Genomic DNA, 19,052 nt, shown 5'->3' on the forward strand with positions numbered 1-19,052 from the left:
CGTGCAGAGCCTGGCCGGGAAGCTTTTGTGGAGGTGGGCGTGAGCTCGGACGACGCCCTGCCGAGGCGGCTGCGGACGGCGTTCGAGCGCGGCGGCGAGATGGGCCGCCGGATGAGCGAGCTCGACTGGGCCAGCACCCCGCTCGGCCCGCCGCAGGACTGGCCCGCCGAGTTGCAGAGCGCCGTCGCGGCCATGCTCGCCTCCCGCGCGCAGATCGTGATCTTCCACGGGCCGCAGTACTGCGCGCTCTACAACGACGCGTACATCGTCACGATGGGCTCCAAGCACCCCGGCTACCTGGGCCGCCCGGGCCGCGAGATGTGGGCCGAGGCGTGGGGCGTGCTGCAGAAACTCTTCGACGGCGTGGTCCACTCCGACGAGTCGTTCTGGGCCGGCGACCACCCGTTCATGCTGGAACGGTACGGCTTCCTCGAAGAGACGTACTTCGACATCTCGTACGACCCGATCCGGTCCGACGACGGCGTGGTGACCGGGGTCAACTGCATCGTCACCGACACCACGTCGCGGGTGCTCAGCGAGCGCCGGGTCCGCACCCTGAGTGCCCTCGGCCGCCGGCTCGCCGACCAGGTCGACCAGGCCGGGCTGGGCGCGCGGGTGGCCGAGGTGCTCGGGGCGAACCGGGGCGACGTGCCGTTCGCCGCGCTCTGGCTGGACGACCCCGCGGCCGGCGGCTCCGGTGAGCTGAGCCTGGCCGGGTCGAGCGGCGCGGCGCCGGCGCCGCTGACCCGGATGACCGAGACGGAACGCGCGATCGTCGCCGGCGTGATGCGCACCGGCAAACCGGACCGGGTGCCGACCCGGGCGGTGTGCGACCCGCCGCCGCACGCCGCCGCGGACACCTCCCTGGTGCTGCCGGTCGCGGTCGGCACCGGGCACGCCGGCGTCCTGGTCGTCGGGCTCAGCCGGCACCTGTCCATGGACCGGGACTACAGCGACTTCCTGGACCTGGTCACCGCGCAGATCTCCCGGGCGGTGGCCGGCCATCGGGCGTACGACTCGCAGCGCCGCCGGGCCGCGGAGCTGTCCGCGCTGGACACCGCGAAGACCAACTTCTTCTCCAACGTCAGCCACGAGTTCCGTACCCCGCTGACCTTGATCCTCGGTCCGCTGGAGGACCTGCTCGCCGGACCGCTGCCGCCCGACCTGGCCGACCGGCTGCGCCTCATGCATCGCAACGGGTTACGCCTGCTCAAGCTGGTCAACACGGTGCTCGACTTCTCCCGGCTGGAGTCCGGCCGGGAGCACGCCGCCTACCGGCCGACCGACCTGGCCACCTACACCGCCCGGCTGGCCGGGACGTTCCGCTCGGCGACCGAGCGCGCCGGGCTGCGGCTGACCGTCGAGACGCCACCGCTGCCCGCGCCGGTGCACGTCGACCGGGAGATGTGGGAGAAGATCGTCTTCAACCTGCTCTCCAACGCGGTCAAGTTCACCCGCGAGGGCGGCATCACGGTCCGGGTGGAGGCGGAGACCGGCTCTGGCGACGACGGCGCGGTGCTGACCGTCGAGGACACCGGGGTGGGCATCCCGGCCGAGGAGCAGTCGCTGCTCTTCGACCGCTTCCACCGGGTCAGCAGCACCTGGTCGCGCAGTCACGAGGGCACCGGGATCGGGCTGGCGCTGGTCCGCGAGCTCGCCGAACTGCACGGCGGCGGGGTGGCCGCGGCGAGCGAGGCCGGCGTCGGCAGCCGGTTCACCGTGCGCATCCCGTTCGGCACCGCCCACCTGCCGGCCGATCGTCTCGTCGCCGACCCGCGCCACCTCACCGACGAGATCGACCCGCGGCTCTACCTGGAGGAGACGCAGTCCTGGTCGGCCGAGCCGGGTGTCTCCTCATCGGGCGGCGCCGCGCCCGGCGGCCGGATTCTGCTCGCCGACGACAACACCGACCTGCGGGAGCACGTCACCCGGCTGCTCCGGGACCACTTCGCGGTGACCGCGGTGGCCGACGGGCAGGCCGCCCTCGAGACCGCGCTGCGCGAGCCGTTCGACCTGGTGCTCACCGACGTGATGATGCCGCGGCTGGACGGCTTCGGGCTGATCCGGGCCCTGCGCGCCGACGAACGGACCCGAGACCTGCCGATCGTGGTGCTCTCCGCCCGGGCCGGTGAGGAGGCGTCCGTCGAGGGGCTCGCGGCCGGCGCCGACGACTACCTGACCAAGCCGTTCTCGGCCCGCGACCTGATCGCCCGGGTGCGGGCCAACGTCGGACTCGGCCAGGTGCGGCGGCAGATCATCAGCCGGTTGCGCGGGCTGGTCGACGCGGCGGCGGCGGTCAATACCGTACGCACGACCGCCGAGGTGCTGGACGTCGCGGCGCGGCACGTGCGCGCGATGACCTCGGCCGGTCGGGTGGTGCTCACCGCGACGGGCGTACGCGCCGAGGTGGACGGTGGCGCCGCGCCGGGCGCACAGCCGGTCTCGGTGCTCCCGCTGCTGGACACCGCCGGAGTGGAGCGCGGTGAGCTCAGCGTCTGGGAGGGCTCGGCCGGCGTGCCCGAACCGGCCCTGCTCACCCAGCTCGCCCGGCTGATCGGCCTGCGGCTGGAGAACGCCCGGCTCTACGAGGCCGAGCACCGGATCGCCAGCACGCTCCAGCACAGCCTGCTGCCCGCCTTCCTGCCCCGGATGCCGGGCGCCATCGTGGCCGCCCGCTACCTGCCCGGCAGCACCGAGGCCGAGGTGGGCGGCGACTGGTACGACGTGATCACCGCGCCCGGCGAGAAACTCTTCCTGGTCATCGGGGACGTGGTCGGCAAGGGAGTGCAGGCCGCCGCCGGAATGGGGCAGCTGCGCAACGCGCTCCGGGCGTACATCCTCGAGGGTTTCGGCTGCGGCGAAAGCCTGAGCCGCCTCAACCGGCTGGTGCACAACCTGGGCCGGCGGCAGTTCGCCACGGTGGTGTGCGTCTGCTTCGATCCGCGCACCCGGATGCTCACCTACTCGTCGGCCGGCCACCCGCCGCCGGTGCTCTTCTCACCCGCGATCGCCGGTTCCGGAGACGAGGGCACCTTCCTCCACCCCTCGGCGATGGGCCCGCCGATCGGGGCGCTCAGCGACGTCTCCTACCCGAACCGCGAGGTCGAACTGGACGCCGGGACGCGGCTGCTGCTCTACACCGACGGGCTGGTCGAGGACCGCCGCCGCGGCATCGACGCCGGTCTGGCCGAGCTGACCAGCGACATCGCCAAGCCGGCCGAGCACATCGAGGACCTGCTGGACGCGCTGCTCGCCAAGGCCTCCCGGCAAGTCCGGCGGGACGACATCGCGCTGCTCGCGTTGCAGGTCACCGAGCCGCGCGAGTTCGTGCTGCGGCTGCCGTCCGACCCGACCCGGCTGAGCGTGCTGCGCCGGCGGCTGGACGACTTCCTCACCGCGCACGAGGTGCCCGAGGGCGACGTGTTCGATCTCACGGTGGCGGTTTCCGAGGCCGCGGCCAACGCGATCGAGCACCCGATCGACCCGGCCGAACCGTTCATCACCGTCGAGGCGTCGCTGGACGCCGAGGCGGTGACGGTGACCGTCCGCGACTCCGGCACCTGGCGGCCGTCCAACGGGCCCGGCTTCCGTGGCCGGGGCCTGGCGCTGATCGGGGCGCTGTCGGAGATGTCGCTGGTGCGCTCGGAGGAGGGCACGGCGGTCACGCTGCGGCGGCCGCTCACGCCGGATGGGTCACCCACGGCTGAGTCGACAGGCCACTGATGTCCAGCACGCGGTGGACCTGGGCGGACGTGATCACCCGCAGGCCGCCGGGATAGCGCTCGTTGAGCCGGATCAGAGCGTGCAGGGCGGCCGAGTCGAAGAACGTGACCGCCGTCAGATCGAGGGTCGCTCCGCGTACGCCCTGCGGGGTGGCCGCACGGAACATGGCGTCCGCGGTCGACATGTCCACCTCGCCGGTCACGGTCACGGTGACCCGGTCGTCGCTCACCTCGCCGACGGCGGAGAAGGCGCCCAGCCCGTCTTGATCCACGGAAAGCACGATGACACAGCGGCTTCGGGGGCGGCAACAACGGGCTGTGCCAGCCGGGTGACAACGACACCGGCGATAAACTGAGGACCATGACCGTCCGACCCCCGCTCACACCGGGTAAGCAGTCGCCCCGTCGGCAGGTGCCGGCGCGGATCACCCGCCCGGAGTACGTCGGGAAGCCCCGCCCGAAAGAGTGGCGTGGATCGCACGTTCAGCCTCCCGAGACGATCGAGCGGATGCGCCTCGCGAGCCGGCTCGCGGCTCAGGCCACCCAGCTCGCCGGCGAGCACTGCAAGCCGGGCGTCACCACCGACGAGCTCGACCGGGTGGTGCACGAGTTCCTCTGCGACCACGGGGCGTACCCGTCGACGCTGGGCTACAAGGGCTTCCCCAAGTCCTGCTGCACGTCGATCAACGAGGTGATCTGCCACGGCATCCCGGACACCACGGTGCTCGAGGACGGCGACATCAACGTGGACGTCACCGCGTACATCGACGGCGTGCACGGCGACACCGACGCGACGTTCCTGGTCGGTGACGTCAGCGAGGAGGCGCGGCTGCTGGTCGAGCGCACCCACGAGGCGATGATGCGCGGCATCCGGGCGGTCGCGCCGGGCCGCCCGATCAACGCCATCGGCCGGGTCATCGAGGCCTACGCCCGGCGCTTCGGGTACGGCGTGGTCCGCGACTTCACCGGCCACGGCATCCACGAGACGTTCCACAGCGGCCTCTACATCCCGCACTACGACAACCCGAAACTGGACGCGGTCATGGAACCCGGCATGACCTTCACCATCGAGCCGATGATCACGCTCGGCACGTACCAGTACCGGATGTGGGACGACGGCTGGACCGTGGTGACCAAGGACGGCTCGTGGACCGCGCAGTTCGAGCACACGCTGGTGGTCACCGAGGACGGCTACGAGATCCTCACCCTGCCGTGACGGCTACTGGTCGAACAGGGCGTTCAGCGGCCCGTCGACCGGGCGTCCCCGCGCCGTCAGATCCTCGGCCTGCGACCTCAGCACCGCCGCCAGCTCCTGCATGTCGGCGCCGGCCAGGCCGGTGCGCCTGACCGCGTCCGCCCGGCTGCGGAAATACGTGCGGCTGAGCAGGCCCGCCACCATCGCCGCGTGCAGGCGGGCCTCGGCGATCAGCAGCAGGGCGGCGTCCATGTCGTACCACTCGGCCAGCCGGACCGCCCGGGCGTGCGCCGCCGACGCCACGCACCAGTTGCGCCTCGCCAGGCCGGTGAACTCGCCCGGCCGGGTCTCCGCCAGCTTCGCCAGGTGCACGTCGCGCTGCTCGGCGAACCAGCCGTGCGGGTCGTACAGCGACCTGGCCGAGACGTACCGGTCGGCGATCAGCGGCCAGCGCGGGGTCAGCTCACGGGCCCGGCGCAGGCCGTCCTCGGCGCTGACCACCGACAGGTCGACCAGGATGCCGTCCACCCGGCGCAGGGCCGGGCGTGGTCCCGCGTTCCGGTAGGTCACCACGAGCAGGTTGACGTCGCTGCCGTCGGAGTCGTCGCCGTGGGCCAGCGAGCCGTGCACGCCGATCGCGCGGACCTCGGCCGACCAGCGGGTCTGGATCACGTCACGCAGCCGGGCGGCCAGGTAGCCGCGCGGGCTCGCGACATCGATCTCGGTCACCCGTTCATCATCGGGCATTCACGTTTCGTAGTGCTATGCCGCCCGGCGTTTCGTCGTGCCGGGCCGCGCGGCGTTCTTGGCGCAGGTCGCGCGGCCTTTCGTGGTGCCGGCCGCGCGGCAGACCTGGTCCTAGGTGGCGCGGCCTGGGAATGCCATGGTCAGGGGGGCGACGCCGGCCACCTTGCGCCAGCGGACCGCCTGGACGGCCGCGCTGGTCAGCGCGCTCAGGCCGGTGGCGCGATCGGCGCCGGTGGTCGTCGCGAGGGTCGCCCGCCAGGCCTGGGCCACGCCGTCCTCGACATGGATCGCCAGCTTGAACGCGCTCTCCCGATCGGTCACCGGGAACGGCAGCTCGTACCCCGCCGGCGCCGGCGCCGAGCTGGCCTTGAGCTGGTCGAGGCGGCTGACCAGCTGGTCACGACGGGCCCGGTGGTCGGCCTCGGCGGCCCGGGCCGCCGTCACCTGGTTCCGGCTCAGACGGATCCCGATCAATCCGTACGCGTAGATCGCGGCTTCCTCGGCGGCCAGGGCGGCGGCGAGCTGCTCGTTCATCGGAGAGCCTCCACGTGGGTGGCTCGGCAGGCCGCGATCGAGCCGATCAGCATGGCGCGGTCGGCCGGGGCGGTGCGTGCCGACGCGTTCGCGGTGCGGGCGGCGGCCTGCTCGGCGGTGCGCATCTCGGCCAGCGTTCCGGCGGGTGCGGTGCCCGCGCTCGGGGCCGTGCTCGCGGCGGGACTCGCCCCGACCAGGCGCTCCAGCTCGGCGGCGTGGGCGCGGTGGTCCTCGGCGAGCGGGGTGATCCGGGCGGACAGGTCCGGCTGGGCGGCGGCCAGGCGGTCGTACGCCGCGGCCAGCGCCCGCGCCTCGTCCAGCACGGGCTGCAGTGGATCGGGCTCGGGGATCGGCTCGGGATCGTTGTCGAAGAATCCGCAGCCGGCGGGCGCCGTCACTGCCAGCGCCGCCGCGGCGGTCACGCTCAGCACGCGCCGCCTGTCCCACATCCCCACGACGGACAGTCAACACCATCCGCACCAGGGGTACCGACCCGGTCGTTGACCAGCGCATGGCGAGGATTCGGTGCGGCGGCGGCCGGGCGTCCGGAGCGAGGCGTTACGCTCTGCGCAGCCGCCGGGGGTTATCGGCCCGGCGGCATGCCGGTGTTTCCGGCGAATGGCAGGAAGGGGTGCAGATCGATGACGCAGCGTGGTCGCGCTAGCTCTCGCCCGGGTCATCGCCGCCCCGGTGGCGGTCGTGGCCGGGATGAGGCGCCGGCCGAGCGTTCGCCCGCGGCGCCCCGGATCGACCTGGCCGCGGCCAAGGCCCGGGTGCTCGCCGTGATCGAGCCGGTGGTCGAGGCCGCCGGATACGACCTCGAGGAGATCGGCCTGTCCCGGGCCGGCCGGCGGCACGTGTTGCGTGTCCTGGTCGACAAGGACGGGGGAATCAGCCTGGACGACGTGGCGTTGGTGTCGCGGGCGATCTCCCAGGCGCTGGACGAGGCCGAGGAGTCCGGCGGCGAGGTGCTGGCCGGTGAATATCAGCTCGAGGTGGGGTCGCCCGGTGTCGACCGGCCGCTGACCGAGCCCCGGCACTGGCGCCGCAACGTCGGCCGCCTGGTCGCCGTGAGCGGGCTGACCGGCCGGGTCACCGCCGCCGACGAGAACGGGATCACGCTCGACGATCGGGTGATCGCCTACGCCGATCTCGGCCCCGGCAAGGTGCAGATCGAGTTCAAGCGGTTGGACGAGGCCGAGTTCGAGGACGTCGACGACGAGGATGAGGAGGGCGAGGAGTGAACATCGACCTCGCGGCGTTGCGCGCCCTGGAACGCGAGCGGGAGATCCCGTTCGAAACGATCCTCGCGGCGATCGAGACCGCGCTGCTGACCGCCTATCGGCACACCGAGGGCGCCGAGTCGCACGCACGGGTGGAGATCGACCGGAAGAACGGCGCCGCGCTCGTCTTCGCCCAGGAGACGGACGACGACGGCACGGTGGTCCGGGAGTGGGACGACACCCCGCACGACTTCGGCCGGATCGCGGCCATGACCGCCAAGCAGGTCATCCTGCAGCGGTTGCGCGAGGCGACCGACGAGGCCCACTTCGGCGAGTACGCCGGACGCGACGGTGACCTGGTCACCGGCGTGGTGCAGGCGGATGCCGCGCGGGCCGAGAAGGGCATCATCATCGTCGACCTGGGCAAGCTGGAGGCGGTGCTGCCGCAGTCCGAGCAGGTGCCCGGCGAGTCGTACGAGCACGGTTCGCGCGTCCGGTGCATCGTGGTCCACGTGGTGAAGGGCTTCCGCGGCCCGCAGATCACCCTGTCCCGGTCGCACCCGGCGCTGGTCAAGAAGATGTTCGCGCTCGAGGTGCCGGAGATCGCCGACGGCACGGTGGAGATCGCCGCCATCGCGCGTGAGGCGGGTCACCGCACCAAGATCGCGGTTCGTTCCATGGTCAGCGGGGTGAACGCCAAGGGCGCCTGCATCGGCCCGATGGGTCAGCGGGTCCGCGCCGTGATGAGCGAGCTGCACGGTGAGAAGATCGACATCATCGACTGGTCGGACGATCCGGCGCAGTTCGTCGGTAACGCGCTCTCGCCGGCGAAGGCGCTGCGGGTCGAGGTCGTGGACCTGGCCACCCGGACCGCTCGGGTGACCGTCCCGGATTTCCAGCTCTCGCTGGCCATCGGCCGGGAGGGTCAGAACGCCCGGCTCGCCGCGCGGCTGACCGGCTGGCGGATCGACATCAAGCCGGACAACGAGCCGGCCGGGGTCTCGGAGCGCGATGCCGCGGACGCCGGAAGCTGACCGAATACGCGCAGCCGTAGGCGGAGGGGTAGACTTGTCGAAGGCCGGACCGACACGCACCTGTGTCGGCTGTCGTTCACGCGCTCCGGCCTTCGCATTGTTGCGGTTCGTCGCGGTCGGGACCGGGGATGACCTCCGGCTCCAGCCCGATCCGGGCCGCCGACTGCCGGGCCGGGGAGCTCATCTGCATCCCGATCCGGCTTGCTTCGCGCAGGCGGAGCGGCGCCGAGCCTTCGGGCGGGCGCTGCGACTCGCCGGTGTTGCTGACACCGGTCCGCTGGCCGAGCACATCCGAGTGGTTTATCGACCGCTCGGAGCCACCGATGGTGGGGCGTTGGAGCCCCGCCACGACCCAGCAAGGTAGGACGACCGACATGAGCACACGATGAAGTCCCTGAAATGAACAGGCTTCTAGTGCAAGAGTGAGGTCGCTGCGGGTTCCGCCTGCACGACCTCGAAGTGAGGAGTGCAGTGCCAGGGAAGGCCCGCGTACACGAGCTCGCCAAGGAGCTCGGGGTCGACAGCAAGACCGTTCTCGCCAAGCTCAAGGAGATGGGCGAGTTCGTCAAATCCGCATCGAGCACCGTCGAGGCCCCGGTGGCCCGGCGACTCCGTGGCGCCCTCGAGACGAACGGCAGCGCTCCGGCGCCCGCCGCCGCGGCTCCGAGCGCGCCCAAGGCTCCGACGACCGCGCGGCCCGCGCCGCCGCGTCGTCCCACAGCGCCGGCCACGGACAGCACGCCCAGTGCTACCCCGTCGTCGCCGGCCCCCGCACCCGGTCCCGGCGCCATCCGGCCCAAGCCGCCGGTCCGTCCCGGACCGACGCCCGGCCCGGTCGCCAAGCCGGCCAGTGCGCACGACATCGAGGTAGCGGCCGCCGAGGCGCGCGCCTCGGCGCTGAAGGCCGAGCAGGAAGCCCAGGTCAAGGCCGCTCAGGCGGCGCGTACCCGGGATGCCGAGCGTCGGCAGCAGCAGCCTCCGGCCGACGGCGTCTCCCGTCCGCGGCCGCCCGGCCCCGGCCCGTCCGCGGTCCCGCCGCGTCCCGGTTCGCCGGCCTCGCGGCCCGCTCCGGGCGGTGCCGGTCCGCGTCCCGGTCCCGGTGGCAACTCCCCGCGCCCCCCGGCGCGTGGTCCTGGTAACAACCCGTTCGGTGTCTCCGGCGGCGGCTCCGGCCGTCCGTCCCCGTCCGGCATGCCCCGGCCCAACCAGGCCGGCATGCCCCCGCGGCCGAGCCCGGCCTCGATGCCGCCTCGGCCCAGCCCCGCGTCCATGCCGTCGCAGCGGCCGGGTCGCCCGGCCGGCGGTCCCGGCGGTGGCGCTGGTCGTCCCGGCGGTCCCGGTGGCGGTCGTGGCGGTCCCGGTGGCGGCGCTGGTGGCGGCTTCCGTCCCGGTGGCGGCGGCGGTGCCGGTGCTGGTGGCGGCTTCCGCGGCGGTCCCGGTGGGGGTGCCGGTGGTGGCGGTGGCTACCGCGGCGGTCCCGGTGGGGGTGCCGGTGGTGGCGGTGGCTACCGCGGCGGTCCCGGTGGCGGTGCTCCCACGGGTGGCGCTCCCGGGCGCCCGGGTGGCGGCGGTCGTGGTCGTGGCGGCGGTGCGGCGGGTGCGTTCGGTCGCCCCGGTGGCCGGCCGACACGTGGCCGCAAGTCCAAGAAGCAGCGGCGTCAAGAGTTCGACAACCTCAGCGCTCCGGCGATGAGCTCGGGCGCGCCGCGCGGCCAGGGTCAGGAGATCCGGCTGTCGCGTGGTGCGTCGTTGTCCGACTTCGCCGACAAGATCAACGCGAACCCGGGCTCGCTCGTCCAGGAGATGTTCAACCTGGGCGAGATGGTGACCGCCACGCAGTCGGTGTCCGACGAGACGCTCAAGCTGCTCGGCGTACACCTGGGCTTCGAGGTCGTGATCGTCAGCCCCGAGGACGAGGACCGTGAGCTGCTCGCGCAGTTCAACATCGACCTCGACGCCGATGTGGCCGAGGACCGGCTGGTCACCCGGCCGCCGGTGGTGACCGTCATGGGTCACGTCGACCACGGTAAGACGAAGCTGCTGGACGCGATCCGCAAGACCAACGTGGTCGCCGGCGAGGCGGGTGGCATCACCCAGCACATCGGCGCCTACCAGGTCGCGGTCGAGCACAACGGCGAGCAGCGGGCCATCACCTTCCTGGACACCCCGGGTCACGAGGCGTTCACCGCCATGCGTGCTCGTGGTGCCAAGGCGACGGACATCGTGATCCTGGTGGTCGCGGCGGACGACGGCGTAATGCCGCAGACGGTCGAGGCGTTGAACCACGCCAAGGCCGCCGAGGTGCCGATCGTGGTCGCGGTCAACAAGGTCGACAAGCCCGACGCCAACCCGGACAAGGTGCGTCAGCAGCTGACCGACTACGGCCTGCTGGCCGAGGAGTACGGCGGCGAGACGATGTTCGTCAACGTCGCCGCCAAGCCCGGCATCGGCATCGACGAGCTGCTCGAGGCCGTTCTGCTGACCGCCGACGCGGCGTTGGAGCTCACCGCTCCGATCGACGGGCCGGCGCAGGGTGTCGTGGTCGAGTCGCACCTGGACAAGGGTCGCGGCGCCGTGGCCACCGTCCTGGTGCACAAGGGCACGCTCCGGGCCGGCGACTCGATCGTGGCGGGCGGTGCGCACGGACGCGTCCGCGCCATGCTCGACGAGAACGGCAACAACGTGGCCGAGGCCGAGCCGGCTCGTCCGGTCCTGGTCCTGGGTCTCACCTCGGTGCCGGGCGCGGGTGACACGTTCCTGGCGGCCGAGGACGACCGCACGGTGCGGCAGATCGCGGAGCAGCGGCAGGCCCGCCGTCGCGCGGCGACCTTCGCCAACTCGCGTCGTGGCCGCACGCTCGAGGACCTGGTCAACGAGCTCAAGGAGGGCGAGAAGACCTCGCTCACCCTGGTCATCAAGGGCGACAGCTCGGGTTCCGTCGAGGCCCTCGAGGACGCGCTGTTCAAGCTCGATATTCCGGACGAGGTCCAGCTCAAGGTCATCCACCGCGGTGTCGGTGCGATCACCGAGAGCGATGTGAACCTGGCGAGCGCGACTTCGGACGCGACCGCCACGATCATCGGCTTCAACGTCCGGGCCTCGAACAAGGTCAAGGAACTGGCCGACCGGGCCGCGGTGGAGATTCGCTACTACAGCGTCATCTACCAGGCCATCGAGGAGATCGAGGCGGCCCTCAAGGGCATGCTCAAGCCGGAGTTCGAGGAGGTCGAGCAGGGCACGGCGGAAATCCGCGAGGTGTTCCGCTCGTCCAAGATCGGTCTCATCGCGGGTTGTGTGGTCCGTACCGGCATCCTCAAGCGCAACGCCAAGGCGCGGATCCTCCGCGACGGGGTCGTTGTCTCCGAGGGCACCGTCACGGTCAGCTCGCTCAAGCGGTTCAAGGACGACGCCTCCGAGGTCCGCGAGGGCTTCGAGTGTGGTCTGACGCTGACCGGCTTCGGTCAGCCCCAGGTGGGCGACGTGATCGAGACCTTCGAGATGCAGGAGAAGCCGCGGGCCTGATCCGCAGCCGATCCTGGTAGATCACGAGAACGGCCCCGCATCGGTTCGGTGCGGGGCCGTTCCTCGTTCAGGGACTTGTTACTTACGGGCGATCAGGACGTCGCGCTCGATCGACTGGTCGACGCGGTGGGACAGGTCGTCGTGCTCGACCGGGGTCAGGCCGTTGGCGATCAGGATGTCCTCGGCCAGCTCGCGCCTGGCCACCTTGAGGTTCCAGGAGAGGCCGATCGCACCGCCGGGGCGCAGCAGCGTGGCCCAGAGCGGCACGGCCCGCTCCAGCAGGTCCAACGGGCGGCGGGAAAGGCCGCCCTCGTCGTCGTAGCTGCCGTGCATCACGCCGTACGGCAGGTCGCCGACCAGGACGTCGGCGCAGCGCGGGCGCAGCAGACCGTCCAGCTGAGTGGTGTCCGCGTGGACCACGGTGACCTGCTGGGTGGCGCCGGCCTTGTGGTCGTCCTTCGACGCGGCCATCGTCACCTCGAGGCGACGGGCGCTCTTGCGGCCCTGGCGGCGGACCGGGTGCAGGTCGGCGGTGTGCTTCAGGCGCTTGCGCTTCAGCCACGTCTGCAGGAAGCCCTTGTAGGCGTCCACGTCCTTGCCGTCCATCTCGACGCCGATCCCGTCGTACCCGTACATGAGGGCCTGGTTGAGAGTGGTGCCACGGCCGCAGACCGGGTCCAGGACGGTCAGCCCGCCGGACAGCATCCGCGGAGCCGAGGCGGAGGCCAGCACCGTCAGGTTGAGGACGAGCTTGGTGAACTGCTCATTGGTCTTGCCGGCGTACTTCGGGATGGTGATCAGGTCGCTGTCGTAACGCGCCAGCGGGGTCAGCATGACCGGGCGCAGGAGCTCGTCCTGCCGCTCGAAGAGGGCGAAGGCCGCGGACATGTTCGACAGATGGGCGACGTCGGCGTCGGTCAGAGCGGCGGTGAACGTGAGGTACGGCACGCCGCCGATCTCCGTCGTGGCGACCTCGTCCGGGCTCGTGGAGAGGACGCTCGCGAAGGCCTTCAACTCGGCGGCGGCGAGCCTGGGCGCCTGATCAGCGTAGACACGGTTGACGGAGGGGGCGAGGAGCATCGCGTACCGGGCGGACATCGGGACAGAATCCCATGGAAACGCGGCTGATCTTCGGCGAGGGTACGCGTATCGTGCGGCCGTGTTCACGGAGACTGCTCAGTTCGACATCCTGCTCCCCGGCGACTCGCGGTCGCTCAAGCAGAAGCGGGCGTACGTCCGGCCGATCATCGCGATGCTGCGGAAATTCGAGGTCAGCGTGGCCGAGGTGGACCACCTCGAGCTGCACGGCCGAGCCGCGATCGGGGTGGCCGTGGTGGCCGCGGACGCCGCCCACGTCCGGCAGGTGATCGACACCTGCGAGAACCAGATGGCCGGACGGCCCGAGATCGAGTTGCTGTCCGTCAAGCGGCGACTACACGGCGATGACGACTGACGGGTTGTCCACAGACGCACCGCCGGGACGTTCGCTCGTAACGGCTCGTGGGTAGGCTTCGTGCGTTGGTATTCCCGCGGAGAACGTTCTGTCGGAGGTGGGAAAAATGTCGGATCCGGCTAAGACCCGTCGGCACGCCGAGCGTGTGCGCGAGCTGGTGGCTTCGCTGGTGCGGGAGATCAAGGATCCCCGTCTCGGCATGCTGACGGTCACGGACGCCCGCATCACGGGCGACCTGCGGGACGCGACCGTCTATTACACGGTGCTCGGTGACGCCACCGAGCAGGCAGGCACGGCCGCCGCGCTGGAGAGCGCCAAGGGCATGCTGCGCACCCGCGTCGGCCATGCGCTGGGGCTGCGGCACTCGCCCAGCCTGACCTTCATCCTCGACAACGTGCTGGACCACGCCAAGGAGATCGACGATCTGCTGGCCGCGGCCCGGCACCGCGACGCCGAGGTGCAGCGACTGGCCGCCGGCAAGCAGTACGCCGGCGACCCCGACCCGTACAAGGCGGAGGACGACGACGAGGACGGCGAGCCCGACCGGGTCGGAGCCCGCGAGGACCAAGGGTGACCGAGCTGGCCACGTCCCGTCCCGGCGGGGAGACGACGGACTCGGACTGGTCGGCGGCGGTCGCGGCGATCCGCGAGCTGGCGCCGACCGGCCGGGTGCTGCTCATCTGTCACGTCAACCCCGACGGTGACGCGCTCGGCAGCATGCTCGGCTTCGCGCTCGGGCTGCGCCGGCTGGGCGTGACCAGGCTCCAGGCGACGTTCCCCGGTGCCTTCGAGGTGCCCGAGCCCTTCGTCGAGCTGCCCGGTGTCGACCTGCTCGTCCCCGAGTCCGAGGTCTGGCCCGATCCCGACCTCGTCATCACCTTCGACGCGGCGGCGTCGTCCCGGCTCGGCGACCTGGCCGGCCGGCTGGCCCGGGCGCGGGCCACCGTGGTGCTCGACCATCATGCGTCCAACGCGGGGTTCGGCGGGATCAACCTGGTCGACCCGCAGGCGGCGGCCACCTCCGTGGTGGCGGAGGAACTGCTCGCCCGGCTGGACGTCCCGCTCGACCCGCAGATCGCGGAGTGCCTCTACGTGGCGCTCGCGACCGACACCGGGTCGTTCAAGTTCGACATGACCACGCCGCGGGTGCACGAGATGGCCGCGCGGCTGATCGCGACCGGGCTGCGGCCCGGGGAGATCTCCCGGCGCACCTTCGACACCCGGCCGTTCGGGGCGGTGAAGCTCTTCGCCGAGGTGCTGGCCCGGGCCGAGCTGGAGCCGGCGGCAGCCGCCGGGCACGGGCTGGTCTGGACGTACGTCACCCAGGACGACCTGGCGAGGCACGGCCAGCGGGCGTACGTGATGGACGCCCTGATCGACCCGGTCCGGACCGTCGCGGAGGCCGATGTGGCGGTTCTGATCAAGGAGACCGGCGACCGGACCTGGGCCGTCTCCCTGCGCAGCAAGGGTGCGGTCGACGTCAGCGCGGTGGCGGTCGCCCTGGGTGGCGGCGGGCACCGGCTGGCGGCGGGCTACACCGGGCACGGCACGCCGGCCGAGGTTGTGGCGGGCGTTCGTGAGCTGGTCGAGCAGCACCTTCTGCCGCAGGGCTGACGCCAGGCGAACTGATCCGGCCGGCTGACCTCCGCTGCCTTCGCGCGTCTTTCCCTCGCCCCGGTGCGTTCTCCGCCCCTCGATCGGCGGCCCTGTGGCCGAGGCCGGGTGTCGTGGAGCTGACTTTCCGTCTCGGACTGCGGGATCCGCCCGACGCCCGGCCTGAGTTAACGCTAGTTTGGGTTAACGGTCATTTGGTTCTGCCGCGGTCGCGACCACGGCCCGTCGTCGGAGCCAAGAGTCACCGGCGTCCGGCGATCCCGGGCTGGTCCTGTTTCCGGGGCGCAGATTGCGCCCGTTCTGCCGTGGAAGGACCCACGATCATGGCTGCCAAGCCCAAGCCCCAGCCGTCGTCCGATGAGGCCCGCGAGGCCGCGCGCCGCGCGCTCCAGACGTCGATGGACACCCGCCAGTAAGTACTGCTGGACGTTTGCCTCCTTACCGCTCGGCGGGCATCATGAGGACTCATGAGCCCGCCTGCCGAGCCCACGCCCGTAGCCGTCTCCGCGACAGCCCGGCGCGTCACCCAGCTGGCCCTGCCCGCGCTCGTCGTTCTCGCGGCTGAGCCGCTCTACGTCCTGGTCGACACGGCCGTCGTCGGCCACCTCGGCCCGGTCCCGCTCGCCGCCGTCGCGGTCGGCGGCACCGTGATGTCGGTCGCGGTCTGGTTCGGCACGCTGATGGCGTACGGGACCACCGGCCGCGCCGCCCGCCGGTTCGGCGCCGGTGACCGCTCCGCCGCCGTCGCCGAGGGCGTGCAGGCATCGTGGCTGGCGCTGGCCACCGGCCTGCTGCTCATCCTGCTGGTCCAACTCGTCGCCGGCCCGCTCACACGCGCCCTGGCCAGCGACCCGTCGGCCGCAGACGCCGCCGCCGGATGGCTCCGCATCGCCGTGTTCGGCGCACCCGGCCTGCTGCTGGCCGCCGCGGGCAACGGCTGGATGCGCGGCGTGCAGGACACCCGCCGCCCGCTCTACTACATCCTCGGGGCGAACGTCCTCAGCGCCATCCTCTGCCCCCTGCTCGTCTACCCCGGCGGGCTCGGCCTGACCGGCTCCGCGATCGCCAACGTGACCGCCCAGACAATCGCCGGCAGCCTCTTCCTGCGGGCGATCATCCGCGAGCAAGCGCCGCTGCGCCCCCTCCCGCAGGTGATCGTCAACCAGCTCGTCCTCGGCCGCGACCTGCTCATCCGGGGCGGCGCCTTCCAGGTCTGCTGGCTCTCCGCAACCGCCGTCGCGGCCCGCTTCGGGGTGGCGTCGGTCGGCGCCCACCAGATCGCCCTGCAGCTGTGGTTCTTCGCCGCGCTGGCCCTCGACGCCGTCGCGATCGCCGCCCAGTCCCTGGTCGGCGCGGCCCTCGGCGCCTCCGACGAGGCCAGCGCCCGCTACGTCGCCCGCCGCGTCACCATCGCCGGCGGCATCGCGGGCATCGGCTTCGCGGTCCTGGCCGCAGCCGGCGCCGGCGTCATCCCGTCCCTGTTCACCGGCGACCAGGCGGTACGCGACCAGGCCGCGGTGGTGTGGCCGTGGTTCGTGGGGCTGCTGCCGTTCGCCGGGGTGGTCTACGCCCTCGACGGAGTCCTGATCGGCGCCGGGGACGTCGGTTTCCTGCGCAACCTGACGATCGCGGCGGCGCTGCTCGGGTTCCTCCCGGCGATCTGGCTGGCGTACGCGTTCGACCTGGGCCTCGGAGGTGTCTGGGCGGGGCTGGGGTTGTTCACGCTGGTGCGCTTCGGTGGTTTGCTTCAGCGGTGGCGTTCGGCGCGCTGGGCCGTCCTCGGCGCGTCGCGCTGACCTGCCGCCGTCGTCGCGTCGCGCTGACCTGCCGCCGCGACCCGCTGACCTGCCGCCGCGACCCGCTGACCTGCCGCCGCGACCCGCTGATCCGCCGCCGCGACCCGCCGCCGCCGTCGCGACCGCTGATCCGCCGCCGCCGTAACGCCCTAACTCACCTCTGCCGGACGCGCGGATTTTCCACCGCTGTGGAGCGTTGGCTTTGACGGACGTGGCGCGCTGACTCGCCTGGGCAAGCTGCGCGGGTGGCGGTGGAGGGTCGACTTGAGAGCGACACGGGGCGAGAGGTCCTGATGCGTCCAGACGTTGGCGGGCGCTTCGTCGGTGTAAGCAGAGCAAACGGCCTGGTGGTCGCGTGTAAGCAGAGCAAAGCGTGAGTTGGACGCGGCGGCGGTGCGCGTGTGTAGTGCAGCGCAACGGGGCGAGACGGGGGCGGCGGCGGTGCGTGTGTGTAGGCAGAGCACCGGGCATGACAGGCGTGGGGGCGATGCGTATGTGTAAGCAGAGCAAAGTCGCCGTGATTCCTGGAGCGATGCGTATGTGTAAGCAGAGCAAAGGGGTGTGGGGTGGGAGGCCGCAACTGAGTGGCAACCGTTGCGCCCCCGGTTCGCACTCGGAGAGGTCTCAAGTTCTCCGAAGTGATGGGCATGACCGACACGCAGATCGTCGAGCTGGGGCTGCAGGCCATGACCATCGCCGCGAAGATGTGTGCGCCGGTGCTGCTCACCGCGCTGATCATCGGGTTTGCGATCTCGCTCTTCCAGTCGGTGACGCAGATTCAGGAGGCGACGCTGTCGTTCGTGCCCAAGGCGATCGGGGTGGGTGTGGCGATCCTGTTCTCGGGCAACTGGATGTTGCACGAGATGGTCACGTTCACTCAGCAGCTCTTCGAGAAGCTGCCGACGCTGCTCGGGTGAGCGCGCAGAGCTGAAATAGGGCCGCCCTTCGGGGCGGCCTTTTTGTGCGCCGGGAAGTGGACGAGGACGCAGATCACACGCCAGGGTCGGAGTCGGCCGGTGCGAGGTGGCGGGGCGGCATGCATTGAATGGTGTTTAGCAGGCGGAGGGTCTCGCGGTTGGCGTGAAGTGGCGCGGGCGGCGCGCCCGGTGGGGCGGGTTGCGCGGGCAGGGCGGGTTGCGCGCGGCGCGCGGTGGGGCGGTGGCGCGCGGTGGGGCGGTGGCGCGCGGTGGGGCGGTGGCGCGCGGTGGGGCGGTGGCGCGCGGTGGGGCGGTGGCGCGGAGTGGGCGGGTGGCGCGCGATTGGGGTCAGGCGGGGGAGAGGACTATCTCGGCGCGGGCCTTGCCGGACTGCTCGTTGACTATGGCCAGGAGGGTGCCCTCGGGGGAGAAGACGGCGTAGGGGCCGGTGATGCCCGCGGCTTCCAAGGGGGCGCCGTGGCGGAGGGTTCTTGTCTCGTCGGCGGTGGCCGTGCGCTGGGGGAACGCGCGGCGGGCGGCCTCGGCCATCGGGAGGGTGATCACGTCGGGGGCCCGGGACTCCAGGGTGTCCAGGGTGGAGGACTCCACGAGGGTCATCTGGCCGACTGCGGTGCGGCGCAGGGCCGTCAGGTGGCCGCCCACGCCGAGGGTGGCGCCCAGGTCGCGGGCGATCGCCCGGATGTAGGTGCCGGACGAGCAGGTCACGTCGATGTCCACGTCGACCACGGCGGCTTCGCGGCGGATGGACAGGACGTCCAGGCGGGAGATCGTGACCTGGCGGGCGGGGATGTCGACCTCCTCGCCCTGGCGTACGCGCTTGTAGGCCCTCTCGCCCTTGATCTTGATCGCACTGACCGCGCTGGGGACCTGGAGGATGTCGCCGGTCTGAGCCGCCAGGCCTGAGCTGATCGACTCGTCGGTGACCGTGGACGCGTCGGTCCGGGCTGTCACGTCGCCCTCCGCGTCGTCGGTGATCGTGCTCTCGCCCAGGCGGATCGTGGCCGTGTAGCTCTTGCCGGCGCCGATCACGTAGGTGAGCAGGCGCGTCGCTCGGTTGACGCCGATGATCAGCACGCCGGTGGCCATCGGGTCGAGGGTGCCGCCGTGCCCGACCCGGCGTGTCTTGGCCAGGCGCCGGATCCGCGCGACCACGTCGTGCGACGTCATGCCGGCGGGCTTGTCCACCACGATCAGACCGTCCGTCTCCATCCCGTCCACCTTAGGTGCCGCGGGATTTGGCACATCCGGGGCATCCGCCCATCGGCGAACTTTGC

At 71.8% G+C, this 19,052-nt stretch carries 17 protein-coding genes; 11 read left to right on the top strand and 6 right to left on the bottom strand.

Going from position 1 to position 19,052, the window contains the following annotated elements:
- Nucleotides 1-99: 99 nt before the first annotated feature.
- Nucleotides 100-3,723 carry a SpoIIE family protein phosphatase gene (locus QSK31_RS09665; protein WP_285683314.1) on the top strand — a complete coding sequence of 1,208 codons (3,624 nt, stop codon included), beginning with the start codon at nt 100-102 and terminating at the stop codon, nt 3,721-3,723.
- Here the strand turns inward: QSK31_RS09665 and QSK31_RS09670 are convergent.
- A complete protein-coding gene (locus QSK31_RS09670) occupies nt 3,680-3,994 on the bottom strand; it encodes an STAS domain-containing protein (RefSeq protein WP_285682917.1) in 315 nt (104 codons plus the stop codon). The genes QSK31_RS09665 and QSK31_RS09670 overlap by 44 nt on opposite strands.
- An 89-nt stretch (nt 3,995-4,083) precedes the next feature.
- Here QSK31_RS09670 and map point away from each other — a divergent pair, with 89 nt between their 5' ends.
- Nucleotides 4,084-4,938, top strand: a complete 855-nt coding sequence (map, locus tag QSK31_RS09675) for a type I methionyl aminopeptidase (protein ID WP_285682918.1) — start codon at nt 4,084-4,086, stop codon at nt 4,936-4,938.
- A gap of 3 nt (nt 4,939-4,941) precedes the next feature.
- On the opposite strand, the gene QSK31_RS09680 is transcribed toward map, so the two are convergent.
- The 3 genes from QSK31_RS09680 to QSK31_RS09690 form a co-directional block, all read right to left on the bottom strand.
- Nucleotides 4,942-5,646 carry a nucleotidyltransferase domain-containing protein gene (locus tag QSK31_RS09680; protein WP_285682919.1) on the bottom strand — a complete coding sequence of 235 codons (705 nt, stop codon included), beginning with the start codon at nt 5,644-5,646 and terminating at the stop codon, nt 4,942-4,944.
- Between the two features lie 129 nt (nt 5,647-5,775).
- Nucleotides 5,776-6,198 carry a ferritin-like domain-containing protein gene (locus QSK31_RS09685; protein ID WP_285682921.1) on the bottom strand — a complete coding sequence of 141 codons (423 nt, stop codon included), beginning with the start codon at nt 6,196-6,198 and terminating at the stop codon, nt 5,776-5,778.
- Nucleotides 6,195-6,647 (bottom strand): hypothetical protein, encoded by a 453-nt coding sequence (locus tag QSK31_RS09690; RefSeq protein WP_285683316.1) that lies wholly within the window; start codon nt 6,645-6,647, stop codon nt 6,195-6,197. Before QSK31_RS09690 ends, QSK31_RS09685 begins: the two co-directional genes overlap by 4 nt.
- 192 nt (nt 6,648-6,839) lie before the next feature.
- Between QSK31_RS09690 and rimP the strand changes: the two genes are divergently transcribed.
- The 4 genes from rimP to infB all read left to right on the top strand — a co-directional run bounded on the left by rimP (nt 6,840) and on the right by infB (nt 11,977).
- Complete coding sequence (gene rimP, locus QSK31_RS09695) at nt 6,840-7,442, top strand: ribosome maturation factor RimP (RefSeq protein WP_285682923.1); 603 nt, start codon at nt 6,840-6,842, stop codon at nt 7,440-7,442.
- Nucleotides 7,439-8,455 carry a transcription termination factor NusA gene (gene nusA, locus QSK31_RS09700; RefSeq protein ID WP_285682926.1) on the top strand — a complete coding sequence of 339 codons (1,017 nt, stop codon included), beginning with the start codon at nt 7,439-7,441 and terminating at the stop codon, nt 8,453-8,455. Before rimP ends, nusA begins: the two co-directional genes overlap by 4 nt.
- The gene (locus tag QSK31_RS09705; RefSeq protein ID WP_285682927.1) at nt 8,433-8,819 is read left to right on the top strand and encodes a YlxR family protein; all 387 of its coding nucleotides are present in this window, start codon (nt 8,433-8,435) and stop codon (nt 8,817-8,819) included. The genes nusA and QSK31_RS09705 overlap by 23 nt, the downstream gene beginning before the upstream one ends.
- A gap of 107 nt (nt 8,820-8,926) precedes the next feature.
- Nucleotides 8,927-11,977, top strand: a complete 3,051-nt coding sequence (gene infB / locus QSK31_RS09710) for a translation initiation factor IF-2 (protein ID WP_285682928.1) — start codon at nt 8,927-8,929, stop codon at nt 11,975-11,977.
- Nucleotides 11,978-12,055: 78 nt separating this feature from the next.
- On the opposite strand, the gene QSK31_RS09715 is transcribed toward infB, so the two are convergent.
- Entirely contained in the window at nt 12,056-13,075 is a 1,020-nt protein-coding gene (locus QSK31_RS09715; RefSeq protein ID WP_285682929.1) for a TRM11 family SAM-dependent methyltransferase, read from the bottom strand.
- A gap of 61 nt (nt 13,076-13,136) precedes the next feature.
- On the opposite strand from QSK31_RS09715, the gene QSK31_RS09720 reads away from it, so the two are divergent.
- The 5 genes from QSK31_RS09720 (at nt 13,137) to fliQ (ending at nt 17,757) form a co-directional block, all read left to right on the top strand.
- A complete protein-coding gene (locus tag QSK31_RS09720; protein WP_285682931.1) occupies nt 13,137-13,430 on the top strand; it encodes a DUF503 domain-containing protein in 294 nt (97 codons plus the stop codon).
- Between the two features lie 106 nt (nt 13,431-13,536).
- Entirely contained in the window at nt 13,537-14,004 is a 468-nt protein-coding gene (gene rbfA / locus QSK31_RS09725) for a 30S ribosome-binding factor RbfA (protein ID WP_285682933.1), read from the top strand.
- A gap of 5 nt (nt 14,005-14,009) precedes the next feature.
- Nucleotides 14,010-15,044 (top strand): DHH family phosphoesterase, encoded by a 1,035-nt coding sequence (locus QSK31_RS09730; RefSeq protein ID WP_502872934.1) that lies wholly within the window; start codon nt 14,010-14,012, stop codon nt 15,042-15,044.
- Between the two features lie 467 nt (nt 15,045-15,511).
- Nucleotides 15,512-16,840, top strand: a complete 1,329-nt coding sequence (locus tag QSK31_RS09735; protein ID WP_285682936.1) for an MATE family efflux transporter — start codon at nt 15,512-15,514, stop codon at nt 16,838-16,840.
- A gap of 647 nt (nt 16,841-17,487) precedes the next feature.
- Nucleotides 17,488-17,757 (top strand): flagellar biosynthesis protein FliQ, encoded by a 270-nt coding sequence (gene fliQ, locus QSK31_RS09740; RefSeq protein WP_285682937.1) that lies wholly within the window; start codon nt 17,488-17,490, stop codon nt 17,755-17,757.
- 348 nt (nt 17,758-18,105) lie between these two features.
- On the opposite strand, the gene truB is transcribed toward fliQ, so the two are convergent.
- On the bottom strand, nt 18,106-18,987 hold the full coding sequence (gene truB, locus QSK31_RS09745) for a tRNA pseudouridine(55) synthase TruB (RefSeq protein WP_285682938.1): 882 nt from the start codon (nt 18,985-18,987) through the stop codon (nt 18,106-18,108).
- Between the last annotated feature and the right edge of the window lie 65 nt (nt 18,988-19,052).

Origin of the sequence: Actinoplanes sp. NBRC 103695, from assembly GCF_030269485.1 — a bacterium.
In the GTDB taxonomy this organism is placed as follows: domain Bacteria; phylum Actinomycetota; class Actinomycetes; order Mycobacteriales; family Micromonosporaceae; genus Actinoplanes.